Genomic DNA, 26278 nt, shown 5'->3' with positions numbered 1-26278 from the left:
GACGGTCGTATGGAGGATCCAGGCGACCGAATTCACGCGCCCGTTGCCACCGCCTCCGCGGTGGGGCACAAACTCTCGGTCCGCCGACGACGTCGGCGGCGGGGCGTGTCCGGGCGCGGGCAGGCAACCGAGAGACCAGGGCCCTGAGCGAGAGGGCCGGACAGGAGTACACGGGATGGCACCCGTCGTCACCATGCGGCAGCTGCTGGAGAGCGGCGTTCACTTCGGCCACCAGACCCGGCGCTGGAACCCGAAGATGAAGCGCTTCATCTTCACCGAGCGCAACGGCATCTACATCATCGACCTGCAGCAGTCGCTGTCCTACATCGATCGCGCCTACGAGTTCATCAAGGAGACCGTCGCGCACGGCGGGACCATCCTGTTCGTGGGCACCAAGAAGCAGGCCCAGGAGGCCATCGCCGAGCAGGCGCAGCGGGTCGGGATGCCGTACGTCAACCAGCGCTGGCTGGGCGGCATGCTCACCAACTTCTCCACCGTGCACAAGCGGCTCACCCGGCTCAAGGAGCTGGAGGAGATCAACTACGACGACGTCGCCGGCTCCGGCATGACCAAGAAGGAGCTGCTGGGCCTCAAGCGCGAGAAGGACAAGCTCGAGCGCACCCTCGGCGGCATCCGCGACATGTCCAAGGTCCCCAGCGCGATCTGGATCGTGGACACCAAGAAGGAGCACATCGCCGTCAACGAGGCCCAGAAGCTGGGCATCCCCGTGGTGGCGATCCTGGACACCAACTGCGACCCCGACGAGGTCGACTACCCGATCCCGGGCAACGACGACGCGATCCGCAGCGTCAGCCTGCTGACCCGCGTGGTCGCCGACGCGGTCGCCGAGGGCCTGATCGCCCGGGCCGGGGCCGCCACCGGCGAGTCCGACAAGCCCGCCGAGGGCGCGGCCGGCGCCGAGCCGCTGCCGGAGTGGGAGCGCGAGCTGCTGGAGGGCAAGGAGCAGCCCGCCGCCGAGCCCGCCGCGAACGCCGAGGCCGCTCCGCAGGCGGACGAGAAGAACGACCAGCAGGCCTGATCGCAGCGCTCCGGGCGGGCCGCGGCCGGGCACGGCCCGCCCGCCCGGAGCCGCAGCCGGACCACACGAACTGACGAGAGAGACTTTCACACGATGGCGAACTTCACCGCCGCCGACGTCAAGCGGCTCCGGGAGCTGACCGGCTCCGGCATGATGGACTGCAAGAACGCGCTGACCGAGGCCGAGGGCGACTTCGACAAGGCCGTGGAGCTCCTGCGCCTGAAGGGCGCCAAGGACGTCGGCAAGCGCGCCGAGCGCACCGCCGCCAACGGCCTGGTCACCGAGTACTTCCGCGACTCCGGCGACGGCGCGCTCCTGGAGCTCAACTGCGAGACCGACTTCGTGGCCAAGAACGCCGGCTTCATCGAGCTGGCCGACCGCATCGTCAAGTTCGCCGCCGAGTCCGACGCGGCCGACGTCCCGGCTCTGCTCGGCATGGAGATCGAGCCGGGCAAGACCGTGCAGGCGCTGATCGAGGAGAACAGCGCCAAGATCGGCGAGAAGCTGGAGCTGCGCCGCTTCGCCCACTTCAAGGGCGCCTACGTGGCCAGCTACCTGCACAAGTCCGACCCGTCGCTGCCGCCGACCACCGGTGTGCTGGTGGAGCTGGACACCGAGAACCCGCAGGTCGGCAAGGACATCGCCCAGCAGATCGCGGCGATGGCGCCCAAGTACCTGACCCGCGACGACGTGCCGGCCGAGGCGATCGAGAAGGAGCGGGCGCTGGCCGAGCAGATCACCCGCGAGGAGGGCAAGCCCGAGAAGGCCATCCCGAAGATCGTCGAGGGCCGGGTCAACGCCTACTTCCGCGACTTCGTCCTGGTCGAGCAGCAGTTCGTCAAGGACAACAAGAAGACGATCGGCAAGGTGCTCGAAGAGGCCGGGGTCACCGTCAAGCGGTTCGTCCGCTTCAAGGTGGGGCAGGCATAACAGCCCTGCTCGGAGGTATCCCTGAGCCAGGCACACACGCACATCCGCTACGACGAGGAGGCCGCCGCCGTGGAGCATGAACCGACCGCCAGCACGACGGTGGCCTCGTCGTCACAGCGGCCCTCAGCGCATCCGGGCCTGCCCCGGGGCGGCTGGAAGCGGGTGCTGCTGAAGCTGTCCGGCGAGGCGTTCGCCGGCGCCGAGCCGCTGGGCATCGACCCGGCGGTGGTGCAGCACGTCGCCAAGGCCATCGCCGAAGCGGTGAGCGAGGGGACCCAGGTCGCGGTGGTCTGCGGGGGCGGCAACATGTTCCGCGGCGCCCAGCTGGCCGAGCGCGGCATGGATCGCGGCCGTTCCGACTACATGGGCATGCTGGGCACGGTGATCAACTGCCTGGCACTGCAGGACTTCTGCGAGAAACTCGGCCTCGACACCCGGGTCCAGACCGCCATCACGATGGGGCAGGTCGCCGAGCCCTACATCCCCCGCCGCGCCATCCGGCACCTGGAGAAGGGCCGGGTCGTGATCTTCGGGGCGGGGCTGGGTCAGCCGTTCTTCTCCACCGACACCTGCGCGGCGCAGCGCGCCCTGGAGATCGGCGCCGAGGCGGTGCTCAAGGGCACCCAGGTCGACGGCGTCTACGACGCCGACCCACGGAAGAATCCGGACGCGGTCAAGTTCGACCATTTGGACTACGGTGAGGTCCTACAGCGCGGGCTGAAGGTCATGGACGCCACGGCCATCAGCCTCTGCATGGACAACAACCTGCCTATCGTGGTCTTCGACCTGATGGGACAGGGCAATATCGTTCGGGCCGTCCGCGGCGAGAAGATCGGCACGCTGGTCAGCCCGACGGACGGTTGACCGGCCGCGGGGCCGTACGGCCGGGCGGCAGGCAGGCGCAGGACAAGGTGACGGGAGCCCGAAGTGATCGAGGAGATCCTCTTCGAAGCCGAAGAGAAGATGGAGAAGGCGGTAGCGGTCGCCAAGGACGACCTCGCGGGCATTCGCACCGGTCGGGTCACGCCCGCCATGTTCAGCAAGATCACCGCCGAGTATTACGGCACGCCGACGCCGATCAACCAGCTGGCCTCCTTCACGGTGCCCGAGCCGCGGCTGGTGGTCGTGCAGGTCTTCGACAAGTCCTCGATGGCCGCGGTGGAGAAGGCGATCCGCGAGAGCGACCTGGGCGTCAACCCGAGCAATGACGGCAACGTCATCCGGGTGGTCTTCCCGGAGCTGTCGGAGGAGCGCCGTCGCGAGTACATCAAGATCGCCGGAAGCAAGGCCGAGGAGAGCAAGATCTCCATCCGGAACATCCGGCGCCGCGCCAAGGACGCCCTCGACAAGCTGGCCAAGGACGGTGAGGCCGGCGAGGACGAGGTGCGGCGCGCGGAGAAGGAACTCGACGACACCACGCACAAGTACGTCGCTCAGATCGACGAGCTTCTTGAGCACAAGAAGGCGGAGCTGCTCGAGGTTTGATGGAAGCCGCACGCGGCCGGGAGACGTCCCAGTCCCCGGCCGACCCCTCCGCGCCCACCGGTCGCGCCGGCCGTAACCTCCCCGTCGCCGTGGGGGTGGGGCTGGCCCTCGGCGCCGTGGTCCTGGTCTCCCTCTACACCGTAAAGGAGATCTTCCTCGGCGTCATGACGGCGTTCCTGGCCCTGGCGGTGCGGGAATTGACCCAGGCGTTCGCCTCCCGGGACGTCCGGGTGCCGCAGGCGCCCGCCGTCGCGGGCATCGTCGCCGCCCTGCTGGCCGCCTATCTGGCCGGCCCGGTCGGGCTGGCGGCGGCGCTCGCGCTGACCGTGCTGGCGCTGCTGACCTGGCGGATGCGGGCGGGCGCCGAGGGGTACGTCCGAGACGCCACGGCGGCGCTGTTCATCGTCGGCTACCTCATGCTGATGGGCGGGATCGTCGCCCTGATGCTGGCCGCCGACGACGGGGCCGACCGCATTGCGATCTTCATCGCCGTCACCGTCTCCAGCGACATCGGCGGCTATTTCGCCGGCTCGTATCTGGGCCGGCACAAGATGGCGCCGACCATCAGCCCCAAGAAGACCTGGGAGGGCTTCGCCGGGTCGGCGCTCGCCTGCATGATCGTCGGGGCCTGGCTGGTGCCCTGGCGGCTGGACGACGGGCACCTGTGGCAGGGGGCGCTGATCGGCGCGGCGGCGGTGTGCGCCGCGGTCGTCGGCGACCTGGTGGAGTCGATGATCAAGCGGGACCTGGGGCTGAAGGACCTGGGAACGCTGCTGCCCGAGCACGGCGGGGTGATGGACCGCCTGGACTCCCTGATCATGACCGCGCCGGTGATCTGGCTGCTGTTGGAACTCTTCGTCGGCTCCTCCTGATCCCGCCCCCGGAGCGGCCCGGCCCTTCGGCGCCGCGGTGAGGACGCCCGGCGGGCCGGAGGGGATCCGGCCCCGTCCTGCGGCCGGGTCCCGTCAGGCGGTGACCACCCAGGAGCGGCCCTCTTCGCGCAGTCGGCGCACCAGCGCGCCGGACCCGTGCTCCTTGGCGTATCGGCGCTCGGCGTCGGTGATCGGCACCAGCCACAGCCAGCGCACGGGATCGCCGTCGACCGTCAGCCCGGTCAGGTCGGGGGCCTGTGGACCGGGCAGGCGGGCGGGATCGTCGAGCAGCAGGACGCCCGTCCAGCGCGGGTCCGCGGCGTCGGAGGCGTTCAGCGGGAACGTCTTCGGCTCGTGGTACCACTTCACCATGTCGCCGGGGGCGAACCAGGTCACCGAACGCCACGGATACTGGGCCAGCCACGGGAAGATGCTGCCCGCCCGCCGGCTCGGCAGCGTGGTCGCCACCGCCAGCTCGATCCGCGCGTAGGCGGAGACGTCGTCCTCATACAGCTCCACCGTCGGCATCCGCTGGCGGCTCATGCCGAGGGTGCTCAGCACGGTGAAGTCCCGTCCCGGGCGGGCGGGCCGCTCCGACACGCTCACCAGCGGGGCCGCGCCGGGGGCGGCGCCGGGGCCGCGGAACTGCCGTCCCACGTCGTGCCAGTAGTGTCCGCCCGGGCCGAGCCGGTTGAGCAGATGCCCGAGCACCGACTGCTGGAACTGCGCCCAGGCGCCCTCGGTGCGGCACCACCGCCAGAACGCCCGGGACCGCTCGATCCGCGCGGCGAACTCCTCGATCTCCTCCTCGAGCGGGAAGGCGAACGGGCTCTGGGCGGTCACGTCGCGGGTGTAGCCGGGGATCCCGCGGTTCATGTCGGACCAGGCCGGGATCACGCACAGCGGCTCGCCGGACTCCAGCACCGCCGCTCCGTCGCCCTCCTCGAACCAGACCACCTCCAGCGCGTCGGGGTCCAACGCGGTCCGCCCCTGGGGGTGCCGGGTGCGGCCGGCGGGCATCATCGGCGTCAGGCCCGCGTTCAGCCGGGCCAGATCCATCCCCGCCTGGGCCGGCTGGTGGTTGGCGATCCACGTCGCTCCGATCACCGTGTCCAGGGCGTCCCGCAGGTAGGCCGCGGTGGTGACGCCGTCGGTCTCCACGGTGAGACGGCGGCTGCCGTACGGGCTGATGTCGGAGAGCAGGACCTGTGTCCCCGCATCGAGGGCGGTGGACCGGGAGGAGCCCGGAGTTCTGCGCAAAACCGCCATGATCCGCACTGTAGTAGGCCGCCGTGGGCGTCGCACGGTGGTCGCACGGTGAAGGCATCACCCGGTGTTTGCCACACTGGAGGGACCATGTCTGCCACCACTCGGCCGGCTCCCGCCCCGCCGGAGCCCGGCAAGCTCACCCTCGTGGCCCCGCGCCGGGCCAAGCCGCCGCGTCACCTGGCCGATCTGACCTCCGCCGAACGCCGTCAGGCCGTGGCGGAGCTGGGGGAGAGGCCGTTCCGTGCCGATCAGCTGTCGCGGCACTACTTCGCCCGGCTGGTCGACGACCCGGCGCAGATGACCGACCTGCCCGCCGCGGCCCGCGAGCGGCTGTCCGCCGAGCTGATGCCGCCGCTGCTGACCCGGGTCCGGGCGCTGGACTGCGACGGCGGGGCGACCCGCAAGACGGTCTGGCGGCTGTTCGACGGCACGCTGGTGGAGTCGGTGCTCATGCGCTACCCCGACCGGGTCACCATGTGCGTGTCCTCGCAGGCCGGCTGCGGCATGAACTGCCCGTTCTGCGCCACCGGGCAGGCGGGGCTGACCCGCAACCTGTCCACGGCGGAGATCGTCGAGCAGGTCGTGGCGGGCGCCCGGGCGCTGGCCCGCGGGCAGATCGCCGGAGGGCCCGGCCGGGTGTCCAACGTGGTGTTCATGGGCATGGGCGAGCCGCTGGCCAACTACAAGGCGGTGCTCGGCGCGATCCGCCGGATCACCGACCCGGTTCCGCACGGCCTGGGCATCTCCCAGCGTTCGGTGACCGTCTCCACGGTCGGCCTGGTCCCGGCCATCGAGAAGCTGGCCGCCGAGGGCCTGTCGGTCCGCTTGGCGGTGTCGCTGCACGCGCCCGACGACGAGCTGCGCGACGAGCTGGTGCCGATCAACACCCGCTGGAAGGTCCGCGAGGTGCTGGACGCCGCCTGGGCGTACGCCGATCGCACCGGCCGTCGGGTGTCGATCGAGTACGCGATGATCAGGGACGTCAACGACCAGGCCTGGCGGGCCGATCTGCTGGGCAGGCTGTTGAAGGGGCGGCTGGCCCATGTCAACCTGATCCCGCTGAACCCGACGCCGGGATCGAAGTGGACCGCCTCGCGTCCGCGCGACGAGCGGGAGTTCGTGGCCCGGCTGGAGGCCCACGGCGTGCCGGTGACCGTGCGCGACACCCGGGGAAGGGAGATCGACGGCGCCTGCGGACAGCTGGCCGCCGCCACGGAGTGAGGAATGCACGAGCGGCGCTTCCCGGTGGTGCTGCGGGGATACGACTGCGCACAGGTCGATGCGGTCGCCGAGCGCATCGACCGGGCTCTGCGCACCGGATCGTGGGAGGTCACTCCCGAGGATGTGATGCGCACCCGGTTCGCGGTGGTGCTGCGGGGATACGACCAGCGGGCGGTGGACCGGTTCCTGTATGAGAGCATCGCCGAGCTGCGGGCCCGGATGGCGCCGCCGCGCCGGACGCCCGCCCGTCCCCCGATCGACCCGACCCGCGTGATCGACTGGATCGAGGCCGTGCGGTTCACCTCGCGGTCCGGTGAGCGCACCGGATACGACGCCCGGGACGTGGACGCTTTCCTGAGCCAGGTGGTCGCGGGGCTGCGCGGGGAGGGGCCCATGGTCGGCGCGGCGGAGGTGCGCGCGGCCTCGTTCCGGACCGTGCGCCTCGGGCTGGGGTACGACCGGCACGAGGTGGACCGTTTCCTCGACCGGCTGGCCGATGCGCTGGAGCCGGGGGAGCGCTGAGCCTTTTCATCGAGCCGGTCGATTCCGGCGGGCGTGAGGTATGCCGCCTTTTCGGGTGCGGTGGGAAAATGCGGAATCGACGGAAAAAGATGATCGGCGGCCTCGGCTCGTGATCGAAGAACGGCCGCCGTGAAAGGTTATCCACAATCGTAAAAGGCTCTGGTCATTCGTCGGCGCTCGGGAGACGCTACCTGGCATGGACTGGATCCTCACCGAGCGTCGGCGGCTGCACTCGTTGTTCGGCGTCTTCCTCGCTCCCGAGGTCAGCGCCGCGATCGTGCCCCTGGCCCGGCCCGCACTCCGGCTCGGCGGCCGGGGCAAGGCCGTCCGCCTGGGCGGCACGCCCCTGCTCCCGCCCGATGCGTCTTGGCCCCGCTGGGCCGGACGCCCTCTGGATTTCCTGGCCGTCGTCGACTTCGCCGAACTGGCCGCCGTCCTTCCGCAGCCCGACATCCCCCGGAGCGGCCGCGCCGCTTTCTACTATGCGAGCCGCGTCCCCCGTCCGTGGGGCAGCCGGGCCGAGGAACGCGACGGCTGGCGGGTCTTCACCGGTGATCTGGTCGAGACGACGCCTCCCGAGGGCGTCCGGTGCGCGCCGCCCCGCACCCTGGACGCCGTCCCGTTCCTGTCCCTGCCGGCCCCGCAGGAGCCGGTCCTGCAACGGGTCGAGTCCCGCTACACCGGCATCCTGGCCGTCTACGAGCAGCTGTACGCCGCCTGGCTGCAGCACATCTGGCCCGACGACCCCGTCCACCAGGTCGGCGGCTGGCCCGTCGTCGTCCAACGCCCGGTGACCGCCGAGGCCGAGCACGCCTCCAGCGGCCGCGACCCCGACCTTCCCCTCCCGCCCCCCGACCAGGCCGACGTCGACGAGTGGTGCCATCTGCTGCAACTGGACTCCGACGAGCGTCTCGGCTGGCACTGGGGGGACCCCGGCCGCGTCTACTTCTGCAGCCGCAGATCCGCGCCCTTGGAGGACTCCTGGCTCATCCTCCAGGCCCGTTGACGCGGCCCCGCCCGCCCTCCGCGCCGTAGGCTGTGCAGCGCGATCGTCGGACGGGCTTCGCACGAACGCCGCGGGGACGCCCCGGGGACACCGAGGGGACTTCGCGCGGACGTCGTGCGGAGCCGGGAGGCGCAGGGAGGACGAATGCCGGGCGCGGCGGGGAGCTGTGTCTTCTGCGGGATCGTCAAGGGCGAGCACCGGGCCCATGTGGTGCTGGACACCGCGGAGGCGCTGGCGTTCCTGGACAGCCGGCCGCTGCTGAAAGGGCACACGCTGCTCGTGCCGAAGGAGCACCACCAGACCCTTCCCGAGCTGCCTCCCGAGCTGCTGGCGCCGTTGTTCGGACACGCCCAGCGGCTGGCCGCCGCCATGGAGGAGGCGCTGGGCGCGGCCGGGTCGTTCGTGGCGATGAACAACCGGGTCAGCCAGAGCGTGCCCCATCTGCACGTCCACGTGGTTCCCCGCAATCGCAAGGACGGGCTGCGCGGGTTCTTCTGGCCTCGGGTCCAGTACGCCTCCGAGGAGGAGGCCGCGGACTACGCGGCCCGCCTGCGCGAGGCGTTGCGCGGGCCCCGATAGCGCACGACTCGGAGCGGTCGCCCGGGGCGCACGGTGCCGGCGGGTTCAGGGGCATCCGGTCCGGCCGTCGAGGAGCTCGCGCATGATGTCGGGATGACCGGCGTGCCGGGCGGTCCCCTCGATCATGTGCAGCACGATCCAGCGCGCGGTCGTGCTGCCGTACCGAGGGTGCAGGACGGTCGCGCGCCGGTCCGGATCGACCGACCGCACGATCTCAACCGACCGGGCGCACTGCCGCCGGTAGTCCTTCACCAGCCGGTCCAGCGGAACGTCGTCGACGCGGAAGTCCCGGTTCGGATCCTCCTCGGTCCACGGCGCCAGATCCGGGCCGCCGAGCAGCACCCGTTCGAACCGGTTGTACTCCACCCACCGCAGGTGGCTGAGCGGCCCCGCCACCGTCATCGGCGGAGAGGTCTCCGGCAGCGGCCGGCGGTGCGCGGCCTCCTCGGTCAGAGATCGGCGCACTTGCGCAGCACCGCGGCACGCTGCCTGCCGAGGAAGTCCAGCGGCAGATCCATTTCGGTCACGGGTCCTCCGGGGCGGCGGCACCGGCCTCCATCTGATCATGAGAACGGGGTGCGGATCAGACCGGGCCGGCGCGGATCCGCCCGCCGATCGGCCGGCCCGGCGCCGACGCCGGGCGGTCCGGGGCCGACGGCGGCCGGCTAGGCCAGAGCCTCCAGGCGTTCGGCGAACTCGGCGGCGGTGGGACGGGCGCTCGGCTCGTCCAGGCAGGAACGGACCAGGTCGGCGACCTTCGGGGGAAGGCCGTCGCTGATCATGGGCGGGGTGCTGAGGACCGTGCGCAGCGTCAACAGCGGGTCGTGCACCGGCAGACCCCCGTAGAGGCCCGTCCCGGCGGTGAACCGGTGCAGGACCGCGCCCAGCGACCACACGTCCACCGCGGTGGTCGCCGGATCCCCGCGCAACAGCGCCGGATCGGTGAACTCCACCGACGGCAGCGCCCCCATTCCGGTGATCGTGGCGCCCTGGGTCAGCACCTGCGCCAACCCCAGGTCGGCGAGCTTGCCGCCGTTCTCGGTGAGCAGCACGTTGGACGGGGTGATGTCGCGGTGCACGATCCCCGCCTCGTGCAGGGCCTGAGCCGCGCGGGCGGCGCAGGCCAGCGCCCGGTGATAGTCGGCCAGGCCGCGCGGCCTGGCCGGAGAGGCCAGCGACCCGTCCGGCAGGTACTCCATGGAGTAGTAGAAGACCCCCGCCTGCTGTCCGGCGTCGTACAGCGTCACCAGGTGCGGGGAGCGGACGGCGGCGAACGCCTTCAGCTCCCGGGTGGCGCGGCGGAAGGCGTCCTCGCCCGTTCCGCCGAGCACCTTGACGACCACGTACTCGTCCGTGATCGGCAGCCGCTCGGGCCGGCGCGCCAGGAAGAACTCGCCGTGGTTGCCCCTCCCGAGCGAGCGGATGAAGTCGTAGTCGGCGATGCCCTGCATCAGATGTCCTTTCCCGCCGGCTGAACGACCCGGCGCTCGGTCGGATCGACCACGGTGACCCGCCGCCCGGCGGCGCGCCGCACGGCGGCGTGTCCGGGGACGGTCGAGGCGATGACGATCACGTCGGGTTCGGCGCCGGCCACCAGTTCGGGCAGCTCGGCGGCCGCGTCGGCGGCGAACCGGCTGACCACCCGGACCGGCGGCCCCTCGGCGCGGATCGCGGCGGCCAGCTCCTCCAGCCGGGCCATGGCGTCGGCCATCTCGGCCAGCTCCGCCGACAGGCCCGGCCCGACCTCCGGCCGTTCGGTCCGGCAGGGCCGCAGATGGACCAGCAGCACCTCGCGGGAACCGGTGCTGGCCGCCTCCGCCCGGGCGATCTCGGCCAGTCCGCCGACCCGCTCGGGATCCTCCACGACCACCAGCACCCGCCGGTCGACCCGCGGTCCCGCGGCCATGCGCCGCGCCTCGGCCAGGTCCCGCTCGACCTGCCGGGCCGGATGGACCCGATTCAGCAGCGGACCGGTCATCGCGGTGGTGACCAACGCCGTCACCACCATCAGCGAATACAGCTCGGTGTCCAGGACGCCCTCGTCCAGGCCCACGCTCAGGATCACGATCTCGGTGAGCCCGCGGGTGTTGAGCAGCGCGGCCAGCGCCGCCGCCTGACGGCCCGGGATCCGCTGCAGCCGGGCCGCCGCGTAGGCGCCGCCCAGCTTGCCGCCGATCGCCACGAGCAGGATCACCGCCAGCGCGCCGACGCCGCTCGCCTCCAGGGCGGTCAGGTCCACCGACATCCCGGCCACCACGAAGAACATCGGCAGCAGCAACAGCACCGTCAGCTGCTCCAGCCGCTGGAGGATCTCGTGGTTGAGCCGCTCGGCGCCCGCCCGCGGCATCACCGCGCCGAACAGGAACGCCCCGAAGATGAAGTGGACGTGCATCCACTCGGCGGCCCACGCCGACGCGAACAGTCCCGCCAGCACCACCGCCAGCAGGTCGGGCGTCAGCCGCCCGGCCCGCTCATGGACCGGCACCAGCCGTCGCAGCAGGGGCCGCACGCCCAGGAACATCACCAGCGCGAACGGCGCCGCCAGCGCCACCCGCCAGGGGTCGGATCCCCCCGCCCCGGCGATGGCGACCGCCACCGCCAGCACCGTCCAGGTCAGCACGTCGACCACGGCCGCGCAGGCCAGCGCCAGCCCGCCCAGCCGGGTGCGGTGCATCTGCCGGTCGGTCAGGATGCGGGCCAGCACCGGGAACGCCGTCGCCGACACGGCCGCGCTGAAGAACAGCACGAACGGCAGCGTCCGGCCCCGGTCGTGGTCGGGGGCCAGCCACAGCGCCGCCAGGCAGCCCAGACCGAACGGCAGCAGCGTCGAACCCAGCGACACGCCCACGGCGATCCGGCCCCTGCCGCGCACCAGCCGCCGGTCCAGCTCCAGGCCGACCACGAACATGAACAGCACCAGGCCCACGTCGGCCAGGCCCTTGAGCATCGGCCGCAGGTCGGCGGGGAACAGCTCCCCGCCGATCGGATCGCCCAGCAGCGTCGGGCCCAGCACGATCCCGGCCACGATCTCGCCGACCACCGCGGGCTGGCCGATCAGCCGGGCGCCCGCGCCCAGCAGCCGGGCCAGCGCGAGGACGATGACGATGTCCAGCAGCAGAAGGTCGACCCGCATCAACGCTTCCTGTGCGATTCGTAGCGGAAGCTGCGCGAGGCTCCCAGCCGCACCGTGGTGCCCGGCCAGATCTGGACGGGGGTGCCGGTGGGGATCTGCTGGTACTCCGACTCGCCCGGCGGGATCACATAGGTGCCGTTCACCGAGCCCAGGTCGACCAGCATCACGTCCCAGTCCTTGAGCATCACGTGCAGGTGCCGGCGCGACACCGAGCCGTTCCGGTCGTCGACCCGGGCGGGACGCGCCGTGCCGGCGGCGACCGGCTCGGCCCGCTCCGGGTCCCGGCCCATCACGTAGTCGGTGTCCAGCCGCAGCACCATCCCGTCGTCCAGCAGCAGCACGCCCAGCGGGGGACGCGGGCCGCGCCGCGGGATCATCGTGAGCTGGCCCATGGAGATGCCGCACACCTCGCAGTAGTGGGCGCGAGGATCGTTGAAGTGCCCGTTCTTGCACTCCGCGCCCCACACCTCGGGGCGGGAGTCCGGTTCGAGGTCGGGCCGGGCGGGCGGCGGCGCGGGCGCGGCGGGCGCGTCCGCCGTCCGGACCAGCAGCACCGACTCGAACGGCTGCGACCTGATGTCCTCGTCGGGGACGTCGCCGGGCGTCGCCTGTGCGGCGGGCTCATGAGGCGTCGGCGGCGTGCCCGGCGGGGTGAGGGCGTCGGCCCGTCGCGGCGCGGCGGGCGCGTCCGCGGGGACCTCGCGGCGCGGGTCGGTCGGGGCCTCCGGGGGCCGGTGGGCCTGCGCTCCGCTCCGCTCGGAGTGCCGGACGGGCCGGGCGGCGTCGGCCGGGCCGGCCGTCCACTGCAGGCCGCCGCCGGGAACCGCGCCGGCGTCGAGCCGTGCCCGCGGGTGCGGCTCCCCGGCCGTCGCCAGCCGCAGCTCGATCCGGCTCGCCGGACCGTTCACGAACCGGTCGGTCCAGGTCAGCGCGGTCTGCCCGCCCAGCGTCAGCTCGCCTTCACCGCCGGACACGGTCACCGTGGCGTTTCCGCAGACCAGCACCGCCGTTCCCCCGTCGGCGGGGCCGGCCACCGCGCAGGCGGCCGTCGACGTGGTCATCGCGCCGGCCAGCACCTGCGCCACGTTCCGGATCAGGGCGCGGCCGGCGTCGGGGCCGCCGCCCTCGCCCGAGGCGGCCCACAGCGCCTGCAGGAGCCGCTCGGTCAGTTCGTCGGCGGCGTCGCAGGCCAGCAGCAGCCCGCCGACATGGGCGACCAGCCCGTCGCCCGTCAGCGGCCGCACCACCGGGCCGGAGGGGACGCCGGGGGGAGGGGCCGGGGACTGCGCGTCGCGATGGGGACGGTTCATACCAGGCGCCCTCCCCGGAACCTCCAGCGGATGAAGGGCACCCGCATCGGACCGTTCGCCACCAGCCACACCGCCAGCCACACCGCGAGGAAGTGGGTCCAGAACGCCGCGGCGGGCGGGTTCACCGCGACCCCCGGGATCGCCTCCAGCGCCAGCAGCGCCCACACCAGCAGGCCCTCGTTGATCAGGGTGAGCAGGCCGAACAGCGTCGGCCAGTCCTTCTCCCAGCGGAACTGCATGAGGGCGTGGTAGACGAACTCCCAGGCCACCCCGAGCACCGCGACGGCGGCGAGCACCGCCACGGCGGTCCGGTACAGGTCGGCGAGTTCGGCGTCTCCGGTGCCTGGCAGCACGGGCACGATCAGCGCGGTCACCGCCAGGCCGACCGTTGCGAGCAGGAAGAGCCGGGTTTGGATCCGGCCGAACAGCGTGGGTACCACGATGGTTCCTTCCTTTTCCTGACGGGCCGGGCGACCACGGCGGACGAGCATCGTCCGGCCCCTTTCCGGGGCCCGGGAAAACCCCCCGAGAGAGCAGATCAGACGGCTTTGTTAAAAGCCCATTTGAACCACTGCGACGTGGACCGGAACGGTCCCATCTTCTTGCAGAAACCCCGGCGGGCCAGATCGTCGGCGATCTCCTGGGCGGCGATCTGCAATCCCAGGAAGGTGTCCACTCCGGGGAAATATCCGCCGAGGGTGGCCGCGCCCGAGGCGTACAGCGCCCCGTCGCCGCTGGCGGTGCCCTTCACCTCGAAATGCCGTTCCACCTCCAGCCGGCCCAGCGGATTGCGTTCCGCTCCGCCGTGCTGCAGCAGGTCGGCCAGCACCCGGTGCTCGGCGATGTCGGCCTCCAGCCCGGTGCAGTCGATGATGAAGTCCGACACGTACTGCTGGATCCGGCCGTTGCTGCTGCGCACATGGCTGATCAGCCGGCCGTCGGGTCCGGGCTCGACCTTGTCCACCATGCCCTGGAACGCGTGGTACCAGTTCTCCCTGCGTCCCTTGGCCATCTGCTGCTGCCAGCGCCGCCGCTTGGGCGTGTTGGTGCCGCCGATGTCCTGGTAGAGCTTCTTGCGGTCCTCGCCCTCCAGCTTGCGCATCCGCGCCTTGAGCTGGCCGCCCCAGACCGATTTGGGGTAGTTGAAGCCCTGATAGGCCCAGCCGTGGCCGCCCTTGCGCCGCATGAAGACGTTCGGCCCGTGCGACCCGGTGACGAACGTGCGGAAGATGTGCACGATCTGCGTCTGCAGGCCGAACTCCTCCCGGTCGTCCATCAGGCGTTGCAGCACCCGGGAGGCGACGATGCCGCCGCCGCGCACCATCACGACGCCCGGTCGGGTCTTGAGCGCCTCATAGACGTGCTCGTGCCGCTCGTAGGCGTTCACCACCCGGGTGTAGTCCCGGTGGCGCTCGCGGAAGTCCTGCAGATCGGGCAGGAACTTCAGGCCCGGATAGCCGACCGCCAGGTGCACGTACTGGGAGCGGAACGCCACCCGCCGGGTCTCGCTGAGCCCGTCCGGCGGCGTCAGGATGGTGAAGTAGCCTCCGCCGACGCGTTTGCGCACCATCCGGACCTGGCCCTTGACCAGCATGTCCCAATAGGAGATGCGCTTGGCCTCGCGTTCGAGTCCGCGGAAGACCGTGCCGGCGCGCGGGGTCCAGTAGTCGTTGAGGATCGGCTCGGTGGCGATCTGCCACAGATGGCTGAGCCTCTTCTCCCGCCAGGCCTCCTCCAGCGCGTAGGAGGGGAAGCCCCACAGGTTGTCCGGGCGGGAGGAGGAATCGGAGCGGATGCGTTCGGGGCGAGGGATCTGGGAGACCCGGGTCAGATATTCGTAAGTCTCCCAGGGCGTGTCGATGTTCGACAACACCCGCATGCGGTCGGTCGGCACCCCGTAGATCCGGAGGTAGTCCACCGTGACGAAAGATCCGATCCCGCCCCCCACGGTGACGAACGGAATGTCGTGGATCGGGATTCCGGCGGCGCTCACCTGCTCGTCGGTCCACTGGGATGTCTGCAGCAACTCGGGAGTCAGGTCGCCGCGGATCGGTGGGCTGGAGTGCATGTTGATCCCCTGGTCCGAGATATCGCCGTCTCACCGCGTTAGATGCGAGAACCCTGAAGCTGGTTGAAAACAGTGGGCGACAGGGCTGCGCTCTCGGACGGACAGGGCCCCGTCCCGGAAAGGACAGGAAAAGGTTTCTTTAAGGGAAGGTTTTAATCCGGGGACTCGTCCTCGGCGCCGAAGATCATGGACGAGATCTCCAAGTAGAGCTGCTCCGGATACGGCATATAGGTGATGTTCCGCAGCGCCTGCTTGTCGCCGGCGGACTCGATCTCGAACTCGCCGTACCCCAGCATCCGGCCCAGCACCGACCGGTTCAGCTTGATGTCCTCCACCTTGGCCAGCGGCATCATCGCGACCTTGCGGTTGAGCACGCCGGTCACCATCATCACCCGGTGCTCGGTCACGATGAAGAATTCCACCGACCAGCTGATCACCTTCCACCCCAGCCGGCCCACCAGGAGCAGCCAGGGCAGCCACAGCAGCGGGAACCCGGTGAACAGATGCACCCCGGCCGACACCAGCAGTCCGCCCAGCGTCTCGGCCGCCGCCTGCAACAGCACCGCGGGATGTCGCCGCACCGCGATGACGTTGCGCTCATAGGACATCAGGTACTTGTCGACCGTCCGCGACGCGGTGTCGCGGAACACCATCATGTCCTGCATGTTCATCGGCGGCGCCCTCGTCGAGGTCGGGATTCCCCACCGTAGCGGAGCGGCGGACGCGGCGCAGTGACCCGGCGGGCCTTGTCACCGGACCGGCCGCGCCGCAGGATGGCGGCATGGAGGCCGCCGGGGATCCGCACCGCCCGCACGACCCGCACGAGGTGACGACGCGTCCGATCTGGCGGCTGCTGATCCGCGGGCTCGGCCTGTTCCTGCCCGAGCGGAACGCGACGCCCCAGGCCCTCGTCCCGGTGGACCGGACCACCGTGCTCGCCCCGCCGGTCTATCTGGACCCGCGCACCGGATTCGGCTTGCAGCTGCGGCTGCGCGGACGACGGCGCATGCCCCGGCCGGACCGGGAGGTGTACGTGCGCGGCCGGCCGTCCCCGGGATACGGCATCGTGATCGCCGGACCCGCGGCGGTGGTCGGCAGCCGGGTGGTGGACGCCGCGGCCCTGATCCGCTACGCCCGGCGGCTGGTCTTCGCCGAGCTGTACGACCCCGCCGACGCCGCGAGCATGTCCGCGGCGGTCCGGGCGGTGCGCTCGGTCGAGGCCGCCGTGCTGCTGGACCGGGCCGGCGGAGTGGGGCTGTGCGCCGAGGTGGATCGCGCCACCGGTGAGATCGGCTGCCCGCTGGCGGTCCGTCTGGACGCGCCCGGGGGAGGGGTGCGCGCCTACGCGGTCGGCGGCCGGTTCGCCCACTCGGTCAGCTCCCACAGCTGATGGGCGGCCCGCCGGCGGAGCCGCAGGGCCGCCTCGGCGGGGCTCCAGGCCGCCTCCTCGGCGTCCGGCTCGGCCGTCTGGGAGGGGGTGAGCACCGCGCCCAGCAGCTCCTCCCGGGTGCGGACGATCAGCAGCGGGCCGATCTGCGCGATGGCGCCGTCGCTGTCGTGCAGCGCGCGCAGCAGTCCCTGGAACGCCGTCTCCTCCGGGGGGACGGGGCGTTCGGCCGGGTGCGGGGCGCCCGCCACCCGTACGTCGGTCGGCAGCAGCGCGGCGCGGTTCGGGTCCGCCCCGGTGGAGATCAGCAGCTCGGTGAACGCGCCCGCCAGCTCTCCTGCGCTCCGCCCGGCCAGGAAGTAACGCAGCCGCCGCGGCCCGTCCGGCTCGCCCTCCCCGAAGCGGAACCGCACCCGCAGCCCCACCGCCTGTACGCATCGCTCGTACACCTCGCCCAGCACGTCGTGCAGGCGCGGATCGCGCACCCACAGCCGTCCGGGCAGCGGCTCCGCCCGATCGGCCCGCTCGCCGAGCAGGGACCGGCGGGCCGCCTCGTCCAGCTCGTCGCCGGTGTACCGCAGCAGGTCGTCGACGACGTCCTCGAGGTCCTCCAGCGTGCGGGTCAGGTCGCGCTGCAGCTCCCGGATCTCGGCGCCGCTGCGCTCCAGCTCCGCCAGCCGCTCCAGCGCCGCCCGCGCGGACGTCCCGTCCGGCGCGGCCCCGCCCCGCTCGGCGAGCGGACGCAGCCTGCCCTCCAGGTCGGTCAGCGTGCGCCGCACCGCCGAGAGGGCGATGCGCTGCTGCTCGAGCCGGTGCAGCCGGGCCTCCTGCGCCTTGAGGCAGTCGTCGGCGTGGCGGACCAGCTCGCCCAGTTCCTCGAGCCGACGGGTGACGCTCCGCAGTCGCTCCTCCAGGGCGGGCAGCACCTCGCGCTTGACCCGGGACAGCTCGGCGGTGAGCCGCTCGCCCACCGTGACCAGCACCCCGCTCTGTTTGCCGACCTGTTCGCGCAGCTCCTCGACGCGCCGCTCGAACGCCCTGGCCTGGTCCCTGCTCTGCTTGCCGACCCACAGCTCCAGCGCCCCCACGACCATGCACAGCACCAGCAGGACGACGGTCATCGGGCTCCTCGCAGGCGGCCGGTCGGGCGAACGGTGATGATCGCGACAATAACCTACGTAGCCGCCATTCACCGGGCAGGTTACTGACCTGCCAGAAACCCCTAACGTCAGGCCGTGCGGCCTGTCGGCCGTCGTCATTCGAACATATAATCGAATGCATGGACGACACGCGCACGCCGGCCCGGCCTCACGACCTGCCGCCAGCCGAGATCGCCGCGCTGGCCCTCTCGCTCGCCCACCTGGGCAGCGGCCCCCAGGCCGCCGCCGCCCGCCGCGCCCTGCGGCACCTGACCGCCGACCTGTCCGACGACCCCGTCACCAGCAGCACCCTGAGCACCCTGACCACGCCGTTGGCCGAGGCCGTCGCCGACCGCGCCCGGGTCATCGCCGAGGCGATCACCGAGCGCCGCGTCGTGCGCCTCTGCTACGGCGACGCCAACGCCAACGTCACCATTCGCGAGGTCGAGCCCGTCACCTGCCTGGTCCACCGCGACCACTGGCACTTCGTCGGCTGGTGCCGCCTGCGGCGCGGCGTCCGCGCCTTCCGCTTCGACCGCATCCTCGCCGTCGAGCCCACCGGGATCCCCGCCCCCCAGCGCCCCGTCTCCGGCTTCCTGCCCTGGCGCCGCGCCGCCTCCGCCGCCGCCTGACCTCCCGGCCGGCGGGCGCGGCGGGGACCCCCTGCTCGCCGCGCCCGCCCTCCACCGCGGGCCCGGACCCGCCGACGGGCGCGTCGCCCGTCCCGAGCGCGGGTCCGGACGCGAAGGCGGCCCGATCCGTGAACGGGCGCCCTGCGAGGTGCCGTGTCCGTCGGGCGGACGACGGATCGCACCGCCGCGCCGCGAGAGGCGCGGGCCGGCGGTCACGACCGGCCGGCCGGGCGGGGGCCGCGGTCCGTGTCCCCGTCGACGACGGCGCCGGACACGGCGGCGCGATCCCCGGGCGGCGGGCTACAGGAGCCCCAGATAGGCGCCGCCGTCGACGGGGATCGCCGCGCCGGTGACGAAACGGGCGTGCTCGGAGCACAGGAAGACGGCGCAGGCGCCGAAGTCGTCCGGATCGCCCACCCGACCCATGGGGACGGCCGCGGCGGCCTTGGACAGGTCTCCGCCGTGGAGCCGGCGGAGACGATCGGTGGCGTGCGAGCCGGGGAGCAGGGAGTTGACGGTGACGCCGTCGCGGGCGACCTCCAGGGCGAGCGTCTTCAAAAAGCCGGTGGCGCCCGCGCGGGCCGTGTTCGACAGGATGAGGCCGCCGATGGGCTGGCGCACGGAGATGGACGTGATGGCCAGCACCCGGCCCCACTTGCGTTCGCGCATGGCCGGGACCGCGGCCTTGCACATGGCGACGACCGACATCAGGTTGAGGTCCAGCGCCGCCCGATAGGCCTCCACGTCGATGTCGTCGAAGCCGCCGGGCGGGGGGCCGCCGGCGTTGGTCACCAGGATGTCCACTCCGCCCAGCAGGCGCTGCGCCTCCTCCACGAAGGCGACGGCGCCCTCCGGCGTGCCGACGTCGGCGACGATCGGATGAGCGTTCTCGCCGATGTCGGCGGCGGCCTTCTCGATGCGTTCCCTGTCACGACTGCAGACGGCCACCTGCACGCCCTCGGCGGCCAGCGCCCGTGCGGTGGCGAATCCGAGCCCGCTGCTCGCGGCGGCGACGGCGGCGCGTCGTCCGGTCAGTCCAAGGTCCATGCCGAGCACGCTACTGCGGTCGCCTCGGTGCCCGGACCCCGGGCGGATCGTCGACGATCCGCCCGGGGCGGGGCGCCTCAGGCGGTTCACACGGTCCGGGCGACGGCGTCGCGGACGACCTCGACGAGGCGGCCGCTCCGGGCGTGGGCGGCGCGCTGCAGGCGGGCTCCGGTGCCGCGGACCCGGAGCGACCGGAGCGCCCGCCGCACCGCCGCCAGGTCGCCGGAGCCCTCCAGGGCGCCGCGCACATGCTCGACCAGCGCCTCGATCACCGTTCCGGCGGGCGCCGGCCGCCAGGTCGTCGGGTGGATCAGCGGGCCGCGCAGCCCGGACCGGGCGGCCCGCCACATCGCCAGGCGCAGCACCTCGGTGCGCACCGGGTCGGGCGGCTCACCGGCGCGCCAGGCGCGGGCGGCGGTCTCCACCAGCCCCCGGACCAGCGCGGCCACCAGCACGGTGTCCTCGGCGATCAGGCACACGTCGGCCACCCGGACCTCGACCGTGGGGTAGGTGCGGGACAGGCGCGCGTCGAAGTAGACCATGCCCTCGTCCAGCAGCACGCCGGTGGCGATCATCGTCCGGACCGTGTCCCGGTAGGCCCGGGCGTCTCCGAAGACGGCGGTGGGGCCGCTGGAGGGCCAGCCCTGCCACACCTGCCACCGCCAGCTGTCGTATCCGGTGTCGCGCCCCTGCCAGAACGGCGAGTTGGCGCTGAGGGCCAGCAGCGGCGCCAGCCACGGCCGGATGCGGTCCAGCACGCCCACCCCCTCCTCGGGGGAGGAGACCTCCACATGCACGTGGCAGCCGCAGATGAGCTGCTCGTCGGCGACCCGGGCGTACTGGTCGGCCAGCCGCCGGTACCGGTCCCGGGGGGTCAGCGACGGGTGCACCGCCATCGGGGAGGTCGCCAGCGCCGCGATCCGCACGCCCGCCTCGCGGGCCGCCCGGTCCGCCGTCCGCCGGCGGTGCCGCACCTGCCCGGCCAGCTCCTCCAGCGTGGTGCAGGGCCGGGTGCAGATCTCCAGCTGCTCGCGCTGCAGCTCGCTTCCGATCCCGCCGTCGACCAGCGGGCTCGCGTGCAGCCCCTCCCCCTGGAGGCGGGCGCGGCGAAGGACCGCCCCGGACATCGCACGGGGAGCCCCGCTCTCCGGGTCGACGAGCAGCAGCTCCTCCTCGACCCCGAAACTGCGCAAGCCCACATCACGGTTCTGCCCCAGAGAACCCCATGTCAGGGGGAAGAGCTCGCCAACGCAGGCAAAGTCCGCGCCCGTTCCGCTCCCGGCGACGCTCCCGGCACCGGCGCCGCCGGCGCTCCGGCACGGCGACCGCCTCGAGGAGGGCGCCCTCGGGAGCGCCGTCGGAGGGCGCCCCGGTCCCGTCCCGCATTCGCACGGGACCCGCCCGTGGCGGCCGCCGGCCGCTCCGTCGCCCCGCCGGCGTGCGCGACGCCGGGGCCGTCAGGACGGGCGCTGGCGGATGGAGTCCAACGCCATCAGGGCGACGTGCAGGGAGACGCAGGAGTCGACGTCGTCCAGATCGACGTCCAGGATGCGGGAGATGCGGCGCAGACGCTCATAGAGCGCGGGACGGGACAGGTGCGCCCGCTGGGCGGCCAGGGCCTTGTTGCGGCCGGCGGCCAGATAGACGGACAGGATGCGGGTCAGGTCGGTGCCGCGCCGGGCGTCATGGTCCAGCAGCGGGCCGAGCTCCCGTTCCACGAACGTCTGCAGCCGGGCGTCGTCCCGGAGCAGGTGCAGCAGGCCGCGCAACCGCAGATCGGGCAGACGGTACAGGAAACGGTCGTCCGAGTCGCGGCGGGCCGCGTCGGCGACCTGGTCGGCCTCCAGGAACGACCGGCGCACGTCGCGGATGGACTCCACCACCGATCCGGCCGCCATCACCGCCCCGGAAGGGCAGGAGGCGCGGATGCGATCGGCGATCCGGCGCAGCGCCCGCTCGGCGTCGACGCGGGCGGGCAGGGAGATCAGCACCCCGACCCGCGCCTCCTGCGGCCCGGCCTCGTCCAGCAGGCCGACCAGGGCAGGGAGCCGGGCGTCGCGGCAGGCGGCGGTGGCGGCCTCGGCCAGCGCGGCCAGCGTCTGGTGCTCGCCCGCACCGCCGAGGGCGCCGTCGGCGGCGCCGGAGGCGGTCTCGGCGGAGCCGTCCCGGGGGCGCAGCACGACGCCCAGCAGCCGACGGCCGACCAGCGGGACGCCGAGGGCGCGGGCGCGGGCGGCGGCCTCGGCCGGGTCGGCGTAGGCGCGGGCCAGGATGCCGGAGATGATCGTGCCGTGCGCCTGGCGTTCCAGGCTCTCGGCCTGCCGGTCCAGCAGCCGGACCAGCGCCAGCGTGGTCGCCGCCCGTTCGATCAGCACCACGTCGCGCGGGGTGGGCGGCCCGCCGCCGACGATGATCAGCCGGCCCCAGTCCTCGTCGCGGGCGCCGACCGTGGCGACCAGCCAGCCGGAGGCCGGGTCGTAGGCGGTGCGACGGTCCGGACGCACCGCCCGGGACCGGGTCTCCCACACCGCCAGCAGCTCCGCCGGGTCGGCCCCGGCGGTCTCCACGGCCAGCACTTGATGGGCCAGGTTCTCCAGCACCACCGGGCGTCGCGCCAGCGCGGCCACCTGGCGGATCACCTCCGCGGGGGAGGCGCCCTCCACCGACAGCCGGGTGAAGATCTCGTGCAGCTGCTCGGAAGCCCGCAGCTCGTCCAGCTGGGCGTCCAGGATCCGGGCGTGCACCGCCTCGGTGATGTCGATGAACACCGTCTCCCGGGCGAGCGCGATCACCGGCAGGCCGTGCTCCTCGGCGGCGTCGCGCAGCGCGGCGGGCAGCTCTTCGACATAGCGGCGGCCCAGCTCGATCATCAGCCCGCTGGCGCCCGCCTCGGCCAGCTCGGCCACGTATCCGCGCAGCCGGTCCGGTTCATCGGGCAGGGCGATGCCGGTGGTCAGCACCAGTTCGCCGCCGTGCAGCAGGTGGCCGATGTCGGCGATCTCGGCGACGTGCACCCAGCGCACCCGGGTGTCCAGCCGGTCCGCCCCCGCCACCACCCGGGGCTGTCCGCGGCGGACGGCCTCCAATTCCAGCACGTCGGCCAGGCTGGGGTGCATTCCAGCGAGAATATCCTCCGCATGTCGCGGGCGGCCCGCCCAGGTGGCGCCGCCCGCCCGGAGCGGTGTCGGGGCCGCCGGCCCGGGCATGATGGCGCGCAGGGAGGAGAGGACCCATGAGCCTGCTGGACGAACGGTCGATCGCCGCCGAGCTGGAGACGACGCCCGGCTGGGAACGGGACGGGGAGGCCATCGTCACCACGGTGCGCCTGGCCGACTTCGCCGAGGCCATGGCGTTCGTCAACCGGGTCGCCGAGCTCGCCGAGGAGGCCGACCACCACCCCGACATCACGATCCGCTGGAACACGGTGACGCTCAGCCTGTCCACGCACTCGGCGGGCGGCCTCACCGGCAAGGACTTCGACCTGGCGCGGCGGATCAACGGGCTGCGCGGCTAGCCGCGCCCGCCCGGACGCGCCCGCCCGGACACACCGTCAAGGAACGTCCCGCGGAGCCGACACAGTGTCTCTGGTGCCGCCGGTCCGGCGGCACCAGACTTGACCCATGTCGGACTTGCTCGCACGTCACCGCGCGGTCATGCCGGACTGGGTCGCCCTGTACTACGAACGGCCCATCGAGATCGTCTCCGGCCGAGGGAGGCGGGTCACCGACGCCGACGGCCGCACCTACCTGGACTTCTTCGGCGGCATCGTGACCAACATGCTCGGCTACGACGTGGCCGAGGTGCGGGAGGCGGTGGAGCGGCAGCTGGCCACCGGCGTGGTGCACACCTCGACCGCGTATCTGCTGCGCGGTCAGGTCGAGCTGGCCGAGAAGATCGTCCGGCTGTCGGGCATCGAGAACGCCAAGGTGTTCTTCACCAACTCCGGCACCGAGGCCAACGAGACGGCCCTGCTGCTGGCCACCTACGCCCGCAAGAGCGACCAGGTGCTGGCGATGCGGCAGAGCTACCACGGCCGCTCGTTCGGCGCGCTGGGGGTGACCGGCAACCGCTCTTGGCGCAACAACTCCTACTCGCCGCTGAACGTGCACTTCCTGCACGGCGCCGACCGGCGCCTGCCGCAGTTCGCCGGCCTGTCGGACGCCGACTACATCAAGGTCTGCGTCGAGGACCTGCGGCATCTGCTGGCCACCGCCACCGGCGGCGACGTGGCGGCGCTGATCGCCGAGCCGGTGCAGGGGGTGGGCGGCTTCACCATGCCCCCCGACGGGCTGCTGGCCGCCTACAAGGAGGTCCTGGACGAGTACGGGGCGCTGCTCATCTCCGACGAGGTGCAGACCGGCTGGGGGCGGACCGGGGAGACGTTCTTCGGCATTCAGGCCCACGGGGTGACGCCGGACATCATGACCTTCGCCAAGGGGCTGGGCAACGGCTTCGCGATCGGCGGCGTGGTGGCGCGCGGAGAGCTCATGGACGCGCTGCACGCCTCGGGGCTGTCGACCTTCGGCGGCAACCCGATCGCGATGGCCGCCGCCAACGCCACCTTGGACTACGTGCTGGAGCACGACCTGCAGGCCAACGCCGCGAAGCTCGGCGCGCTGATCATCGGCGGGCTGCGGGAGGCCGCCGGGCGGCTGCCGGTGGTGGGGGACGTGCGCGGCAAGGGCCTGATGTTCGCCGTCGAGCTGGTCGACCCCGGCACCGGCGAGCCCGCCCCCGCGCTGGCGGGCCGGATGATGGAGGAGACCCGCGAGCGCGGCCTGCTGGTCGGCAAGGGCGGCCTGTACGGCAACGTCGTCCGGATGGCGCCGCCGCTCACGTTGACCGAGGACGAGGCCCGCGAGGGCCTGGGCATCCTGATCGACTCCCTGGAAGCGACGAACGAGGCCGCCAAGTGAACGCAGGCACGGTGAACGCGGACAAGCACGTCCGGCACTGGATCGACGGCAAGCCCTACGACGGTCCGGCCGACCGGCAGGGCGACATCTGCGAGCCCACCACCGGCCGGGTGGCGGGGAAGGTCGACTTCGCCGGACCCGAGGAGGTGAACGCCGCGGTCGCCGCCGCCAAGGCCGCCTGGCCCGCCTGGCGGGACGCCTCGCTGGCCCGGCGCACCGCGGTGCTGTTCCGCTTCCGGGAACTGCTGGCCGCGCACCGCGACGAGCTGGCCGCGCTGATCGGCTCCGAGCACGGCAAGGTCCGCTCCGACGCCCTCGGGGAGGTGACCCGCGGCCTGGAGGTGGTGGAGTTCGCCTGCGGGATCCCGCATCTGCTCAAGGGCGGGTTCTCCGAGAACGTCTCCAGCCGGGTGGACGCCTACACGATCCTGCAGCCGCTGGGCGTGGTCGCGGGGATCACCCCGTTCAACTTCCCGGCGATGGTGCCGATGTGGATGTTCCCGATAGCGATCGCCTGCGGCGACACGTTCGTGCTCAAGCCGTCGGAGAAGGACCCCTCGGCCTCGGTGCGGCTGGCCGAGCTGTGGGTCGACGCCGGGCTGCCGGACGGGGTGTTCAACGTGGTGCACGGGGACCGGATCGCGGTGGACGCCCTGCTGGAGCATCCGGACGTCAAGGCGGTCAGCTTCGTCGGCTCCACCCCCGTCGCCCGGCACGTGTACGCGACCGCCGCGCGGCACGGCAAGCGGGTCCAGGCGCTCGGCGGCGCCAAGAACCACATGGTGGTGCTGCCCGACGCCGATCTGGACCTGGCCGCCGACGCGGCGGTGTCGGCCGGGTTCGGCTCGGCCGGTGAGCGGTGCATGGCGATCTCGGTGGTCGTCGCGGTCGAGCCGGTGGGCGACCGGCTGGTGGACAAGATCCGGGAGCGGGCGGCGGACCTGCGCGTGGGCCCGGGCGACGACCCGCGCTCGCAGATGGGGCCGTTGATCACTCGGGAGCACCGCGACCGGGTCGCCTCCTACATCGACGGGGCCCGGCGGCAGGGCGCCGCCGTGGTGGTGGACGGGCGCGAGGTCGCGGTGGAGGGGGCCGAGTACGCCGAGGGCTTCTGGCTCGGCCCGACCGTGCTGGACCGCGTGACGCCGGCGATGGACGCCTATCGGGACGAGATCTTCGGCCCGGTGCTGTCGGTGGTGCGGGTCGGCTCCTACGACGAGGCGATGGCGCTGATCGCGGCCAACCCCTACGGGAACGGAACGGCGATCTTCACCAATGACGGCGGGGCGGCCCGGCGGTTCCAAAGCGAGGTGGAGGTCGGCATGGTCGGCATCAACGTGCCGATCCCGGTGCCGATGGCCTACTACTCGTTCGGCGGCTGGAAGGACTCGCTGTTCGGCGACAGCCACGCCCACGGCATGGAGGGCGTGCACTTCTACACCCGCACCAAGGCGGTGACCGCCCGCTGGCTCGACCCCGGCCACGGGGGAGTGAACCTGGGCTTCCCCACCAACGGCTGAGCCTCCGGGCGGCCCGTGCGCACCGATCCCGCCGGACCTGACTCCGGCGGGATCTTCTTGTCACCCCGAGAGTCGGGACCCTCACAGGGAATCTCAGAAAATCGTGCAAATCACCCGGCGTCGTTCATCGTCGAGGGGTGGCGGCGGCGTCGCGCAGCGTCACCCCGCGCAGGTGTCGGGGGCGGTGTTTTCTCCCGACGGTA

General features: G+C 72.6%; 26 protein-coding genes. 14 read left to right on the top strand and 12 right to left on the bottom strand.

All coding sequences use genetic code 11. The features are described 5' to 3' along the window. The first annotated feature begins 175 nt into the window (after positions 1-175). The 5 genes from rpsB (at position 176) to EIO00_RS15415 (ending at position 4326) form a co-directional block, all read left to right on the top strand. Positions 176-1039, top strand: a complete 864-nt coding sequence (gene rpsB, locus EIO00_RS15435; protein ID WP_140179555.1) for a 30S ribosomal protein S2 — start codon at positions 176-178, stop codon at positions 1037-1039. Positions 1040-1132: 93 nt separating this feature from the next. After that, the gene (gene tsf, locus EIO00_RS15430) at positions 1133-1969 is read left to right on the top strand and encodes a translation elongation factor Ts (protein WP_140179553.1); all 837 of its coding nucleotides are present in this window, start codon (positions 1133-1135) and stop codon (positions 1967-1969) included. Between the two features lie 99 nt (positions 1970-2068). Continuing rightward, positions 2069-2833 carry a UMP kinase gene (pyrH, locus tag EIO00_RS15425; RefSeq protein WP_241661373.1) on the top strand — a complete coding sequence of 255 codons (765 nt, stop codon included), beginning with the start codon at positions 2069-2071 and terminating at the stop codon, positions 2831-2833. A 63-nt stretch (positions 2834-2896) separates the two neighbouring features. Further along, positions 2897-3454, top strand: coding sequence for a ribosome recycling factor (frr, locus tag EIO00_RS15420; protein ID WP_140179551.1), 558 nt, complete (start codon positions 2897-2899; stop codon positions 3452-3454). Further along, positions 3454-4326, top strand: a complete 873-nt coding sequence (locus EIO00_RS15415) for a phosphatidate cytidylyltransferase (protein WP_140179549.1) — start codon at positions 3454-3456, stop codon at positions 4324-4326. Before frr ends, EIO00_RS15415 begins: the two co-directional genes overlap by 1 nt. 93 nt (positions 4327-4419) lie before the next feature. Here the strand turns inward: EIO00_RS15415 and EIO00_RS15410 are convergent, their stop codons facing one another. Then, complete coding sequence (locus EIO00_RS15410; protein WP_140179547.1) at positions 4420-5595, bottom strand: suppressor of fused domain protein; 1176 nt, start codon at positions 5593-5595, stop codon at positions 4420-4422. 87 nt (positions 5596-5682) lie between these two features. Here EIO00_RS15410 and rlmN point away from each other — a divergent pair, with 87 nt between their 5' ends. The 4 genes from rlmN to EIO00_RS15390 all read left to right on the top strand — a co-directional run bounded on the left by rlmN (position 5683) and on the right by EIO00_RS15390 (position 8923). After that, positions 5683-6816, top strand: a complete 1134-nt coding sequence (gene rlmN, locus EIO00_RS15405; protein WP_140179545.1) for a dual-specificity RNA methyltransferase RlmN — start codon at positions 5683-5685, stop codon at positions 6814-6816. A 3-nt stretch (positions 6817-6819) separates the two neighbouring features. Next, on the top strand, positions 6820-7338 hold the full coding sequence (locus EIO00_RS15400; RefSeq protein ID WP_140179543.1) for a DivIVA domain-containing protein: 519 nt from the start codon (positions 6820-6822) through the stop codon (positions 7336-7338). Positions 7339-7534: 196 nt separating this feature from the next. Further along, positions 7535-8344, top strand: a complete 810-nt coding sequence (locus tag EIO00_RS15395; protein WP_140179541.1) for a DUF1963 domain-containing protein — start codon at positions 7535-7537, stop codon at positions 8342-8344. A gap of 144 nt (positions 8345-8488) precedes the next feature. Further along, positions 8489-8923 carry an HIT family protein gene (locus EIO00_RS15390; protein ID WP_140179539.1) on the top strand — a complete coding sequence of 145 codons (435 nt, stop codon included), beginning with the start codon at positions 8489-8491 and terminating at the stop codon, positions 8921-8923. A 45-nt stretch (positions 8924-8968) separates the two neighbouring features. On the opposite strand, the gene EIO00_RS15385 is transcribed toward EIO00_RS15390, so the two are convergent. From EIO00_RS15385 to EIO00_RS15355, 7 genes are all read right to left on the bottom strand, one after another. Next, positions 8969-9388, bottom strand: coding sequence for a mycothiol transferase (locus tag EIO00_RS15385; RefSeq protein WP_161602730.1), 420 nt, complete (start codon positions 9386-9388; stop codon positions 8969-8971). A gap of 200 nt (positions 9389-9588) precedes the next feature. Then, positions 9589-10374 carry a serine/threonine-protein kinase gene (locus EIO00_RS15380; RefSeq protein ID WP_140179535.1) on the bottom strand — a complete coding sequence of 262 codons (786 nt, stop codon included), beginning with the start codon at positions 10372-10374 and terminating at the stop codon, positions 9589-9591. Then, positions 10374-12056: a cation:proton antiporter domain-containing protein gene (locus EIO00_RS15375; protein WP_206664150.1), complete on the bottom strand. Its 1683-nt coding sequence runs from the start codon at positions 12054-12056 to the stop codon at positions 10374-10376. The genes EIO00_RS15380 and EIO00_RS15375 overlap by 1 nt, the downstream gene beginning before the upstream one ends. Next, positions 12056-13366, bottom strand: a complete 1311-nt coding sequence (locus tag EIO00_RS15370; protein WP_140179533.1) for an FHA domain-containing protein — start codon at positions 13364-13366, stop codon at positions 12056-12058. The genes EIO00_RS15375 and EIO00_RS15370 overlap by 1 nt, the downstream gene beginning before the upstream one ends. Next, positions 13363-13806 carry a hypothetical protein gene (locus tag EIO00_RS15365; protein WP_140179531.1) on the bottom strand — a complete coding sequence of 148 codons (444 nt, stop codon included), beginning with the start codon at positions 13804-13806 and terminating at the stop codon, positions 13363-13365. The genes EIO00_RS15370 and EIO00_RS15365 overlap by 4 nt, the downstream gene beginning before the upstream one ends. Before the next feature lie 98 nt (positions 13807-13904). After that, positions 13905-15434, bottom strand: a complete 1530-nt coding sequence (locus EIO00_RS15360) for a hypothetical protein (protein ID WP_140179529.1) — start codon at positions 15432-15434, stop codon at positions 13905-13907. A gap of 152 nt (positions 15435-15586) precedes the next feature. Continuing rightward, positions 15587-16105, bottom strand: coding sequence for a PH domain-containing protein (locus EIO00_RS15355; protein ID WP_140179527.1), 519 nt, complete (start codon positions 16103-16105; stop codon positions 15587-15589). A 110-nt stretch (positions 16106-16215) separates the two neighbouring features. Here EIO00_RS15355 and EIO00_RS15350 point away from each other — a divergent pair, with 110 nt between their 5' ends. Next, entirely contained in the window at positions 16216-16824 is a 609-nt protein-coding gene (locus tag EIO00_RS15350; protein WP_140179525.1) for a hypothetical protein, read from the top strand. On the opposite strand, the gene EIO00_RS15345 is transcribed toward EIO00_RS15350, so the two are convergent. Further along, a complete protein-coding gene (locus EIO00_RS15345) occupies positions 16776-17942 on the bottom strand; it encodes a hypothetical protein (protein ID WP_140179523.1) in 1167 nt (388 codons plus the stop codon). The two genes, EIO00_RS15350 and EIO00_RS15345, sit on opposite strands and share 49 nt — an antisense overlap. 158 nt (positions 17943-18100) lie before the next feature. Here EIO00_RS15345 and EIO00_RS15340 point away from each other — a divergent pair, with 158 nt between their 5' ends. After that, positions 18101-18592, top strand: coding sequence for a helix-turn-helix transcriptional regulator (locus tag EIO00_RS15340; protein WP_140179521.1), 492 nt, complete (start codon positions 18101-18103; stop codon positions 18590-18592). 300 nt (positions 18593-18892) lie between these two features. On the opposite strand, the gene EIO00_RS15335 is transcribed toward EIO00_RS15340, so the two are convergent. From EIO00_RS15335 to EIO00_RS15325, 3 genes are all read right to left on the bottom strand, one after another. Beyond that, a complete protein-coding gene (locus EIO00_RS15335) occupies positions 18893-19639 on the bottom strand; it encodes an SDR family oxidoreductase (protein WP_140179519.1) in 747 nt (248 codons plus the stop codon). A gap of 86 nt (positions 19640-19725) precedes the next feature. Beyond that, entirely contained in the window at positions 19726-20838 is a 1113-nt protein-coding gene (locus tag EIO00_RS15330) for a carboxylate-amine ligase (protein ID WP_140179517.1), read from the bottom strand. A gap of 258 nt (positions 20839-21096) precedes the next feature. Next, positions 21097-22755 carry a PucR family transcriptional regulator gene (locus EIO00_RS15325; RefSeq protein ID WP_140179515.1) on the bottom strand — a complete coding sequence of 553 codons (1659 nt, stop codon included), beginning with the start codon at positions 22753-22755 and terminating at the stop codon, positions 21097-21099. Positions 22756-22871: 116 nt separating this feature from the next. Between EIO00_RS15325 and EIO00_RS15320 the strand changes: the two genes are divergently transcribed. From EIO00_RS15320 to EIO00_RS15310, 3 genes are all read left to right on the top strand, one after another. Further along, positions 22872-23153 carry a 4a-hydroxytetrahydrobiopterin dehydratase gene (locus tag EIO00_RS15320; RefSeq protein ID WP_140179513.1) on the top strand — a complete coding sequence of 94 codons (282 nt, stop codon included), beginning with the start codon at positions 22872-22874 and terminating at the stop codon, positions 23151-23153. Positions 23154-23259: 106 nt separating this feature from the next. After that, positions 23260-24555: an aspartate aminotransferase family protein gene (locus EIO00_RS15315; RefSeq protein WP_140179511.1), complete on the top strand. Its 1296-nt coding sequence runs from the start codon at positions 23260-23262 to the stop codon at positions 24553-24555. After that, complete coding sequence (locus EIO00_RS15310; RefSeq protein ID WP_241661369.1) at positions 24552-26075, top strand: CoA-acylating methylmalonate-semialdehyde dehydrogenase; 1524 nt, start codon at positions 24552-24554, stop codon at positions 26073-26075. The genes EIO00_RS15315 and EIO00_RS15310 overlap by 4 nt, the downstream gene beginning before the upstream one ends. Positions 26076-26278: the final 203 nt, after the last annotated feature.

The sequence above is a fragment of the Thermomonospora catenispora genome (assembly GCF_006363815.1).
In the GTDB taxonomy this organism is placed as follows: Bacteria; Actinomycetota; Actinomycetes; order Streptosporangiales; family Streptosporangiaceae; genus Thermomonospora; species Thermomonospora catenispora.
The sequence above is the reverse complement of the archived record's forward strand: the minus strand, read 5'-3'. Positions and strand labels throughout refer to the sequence as shown.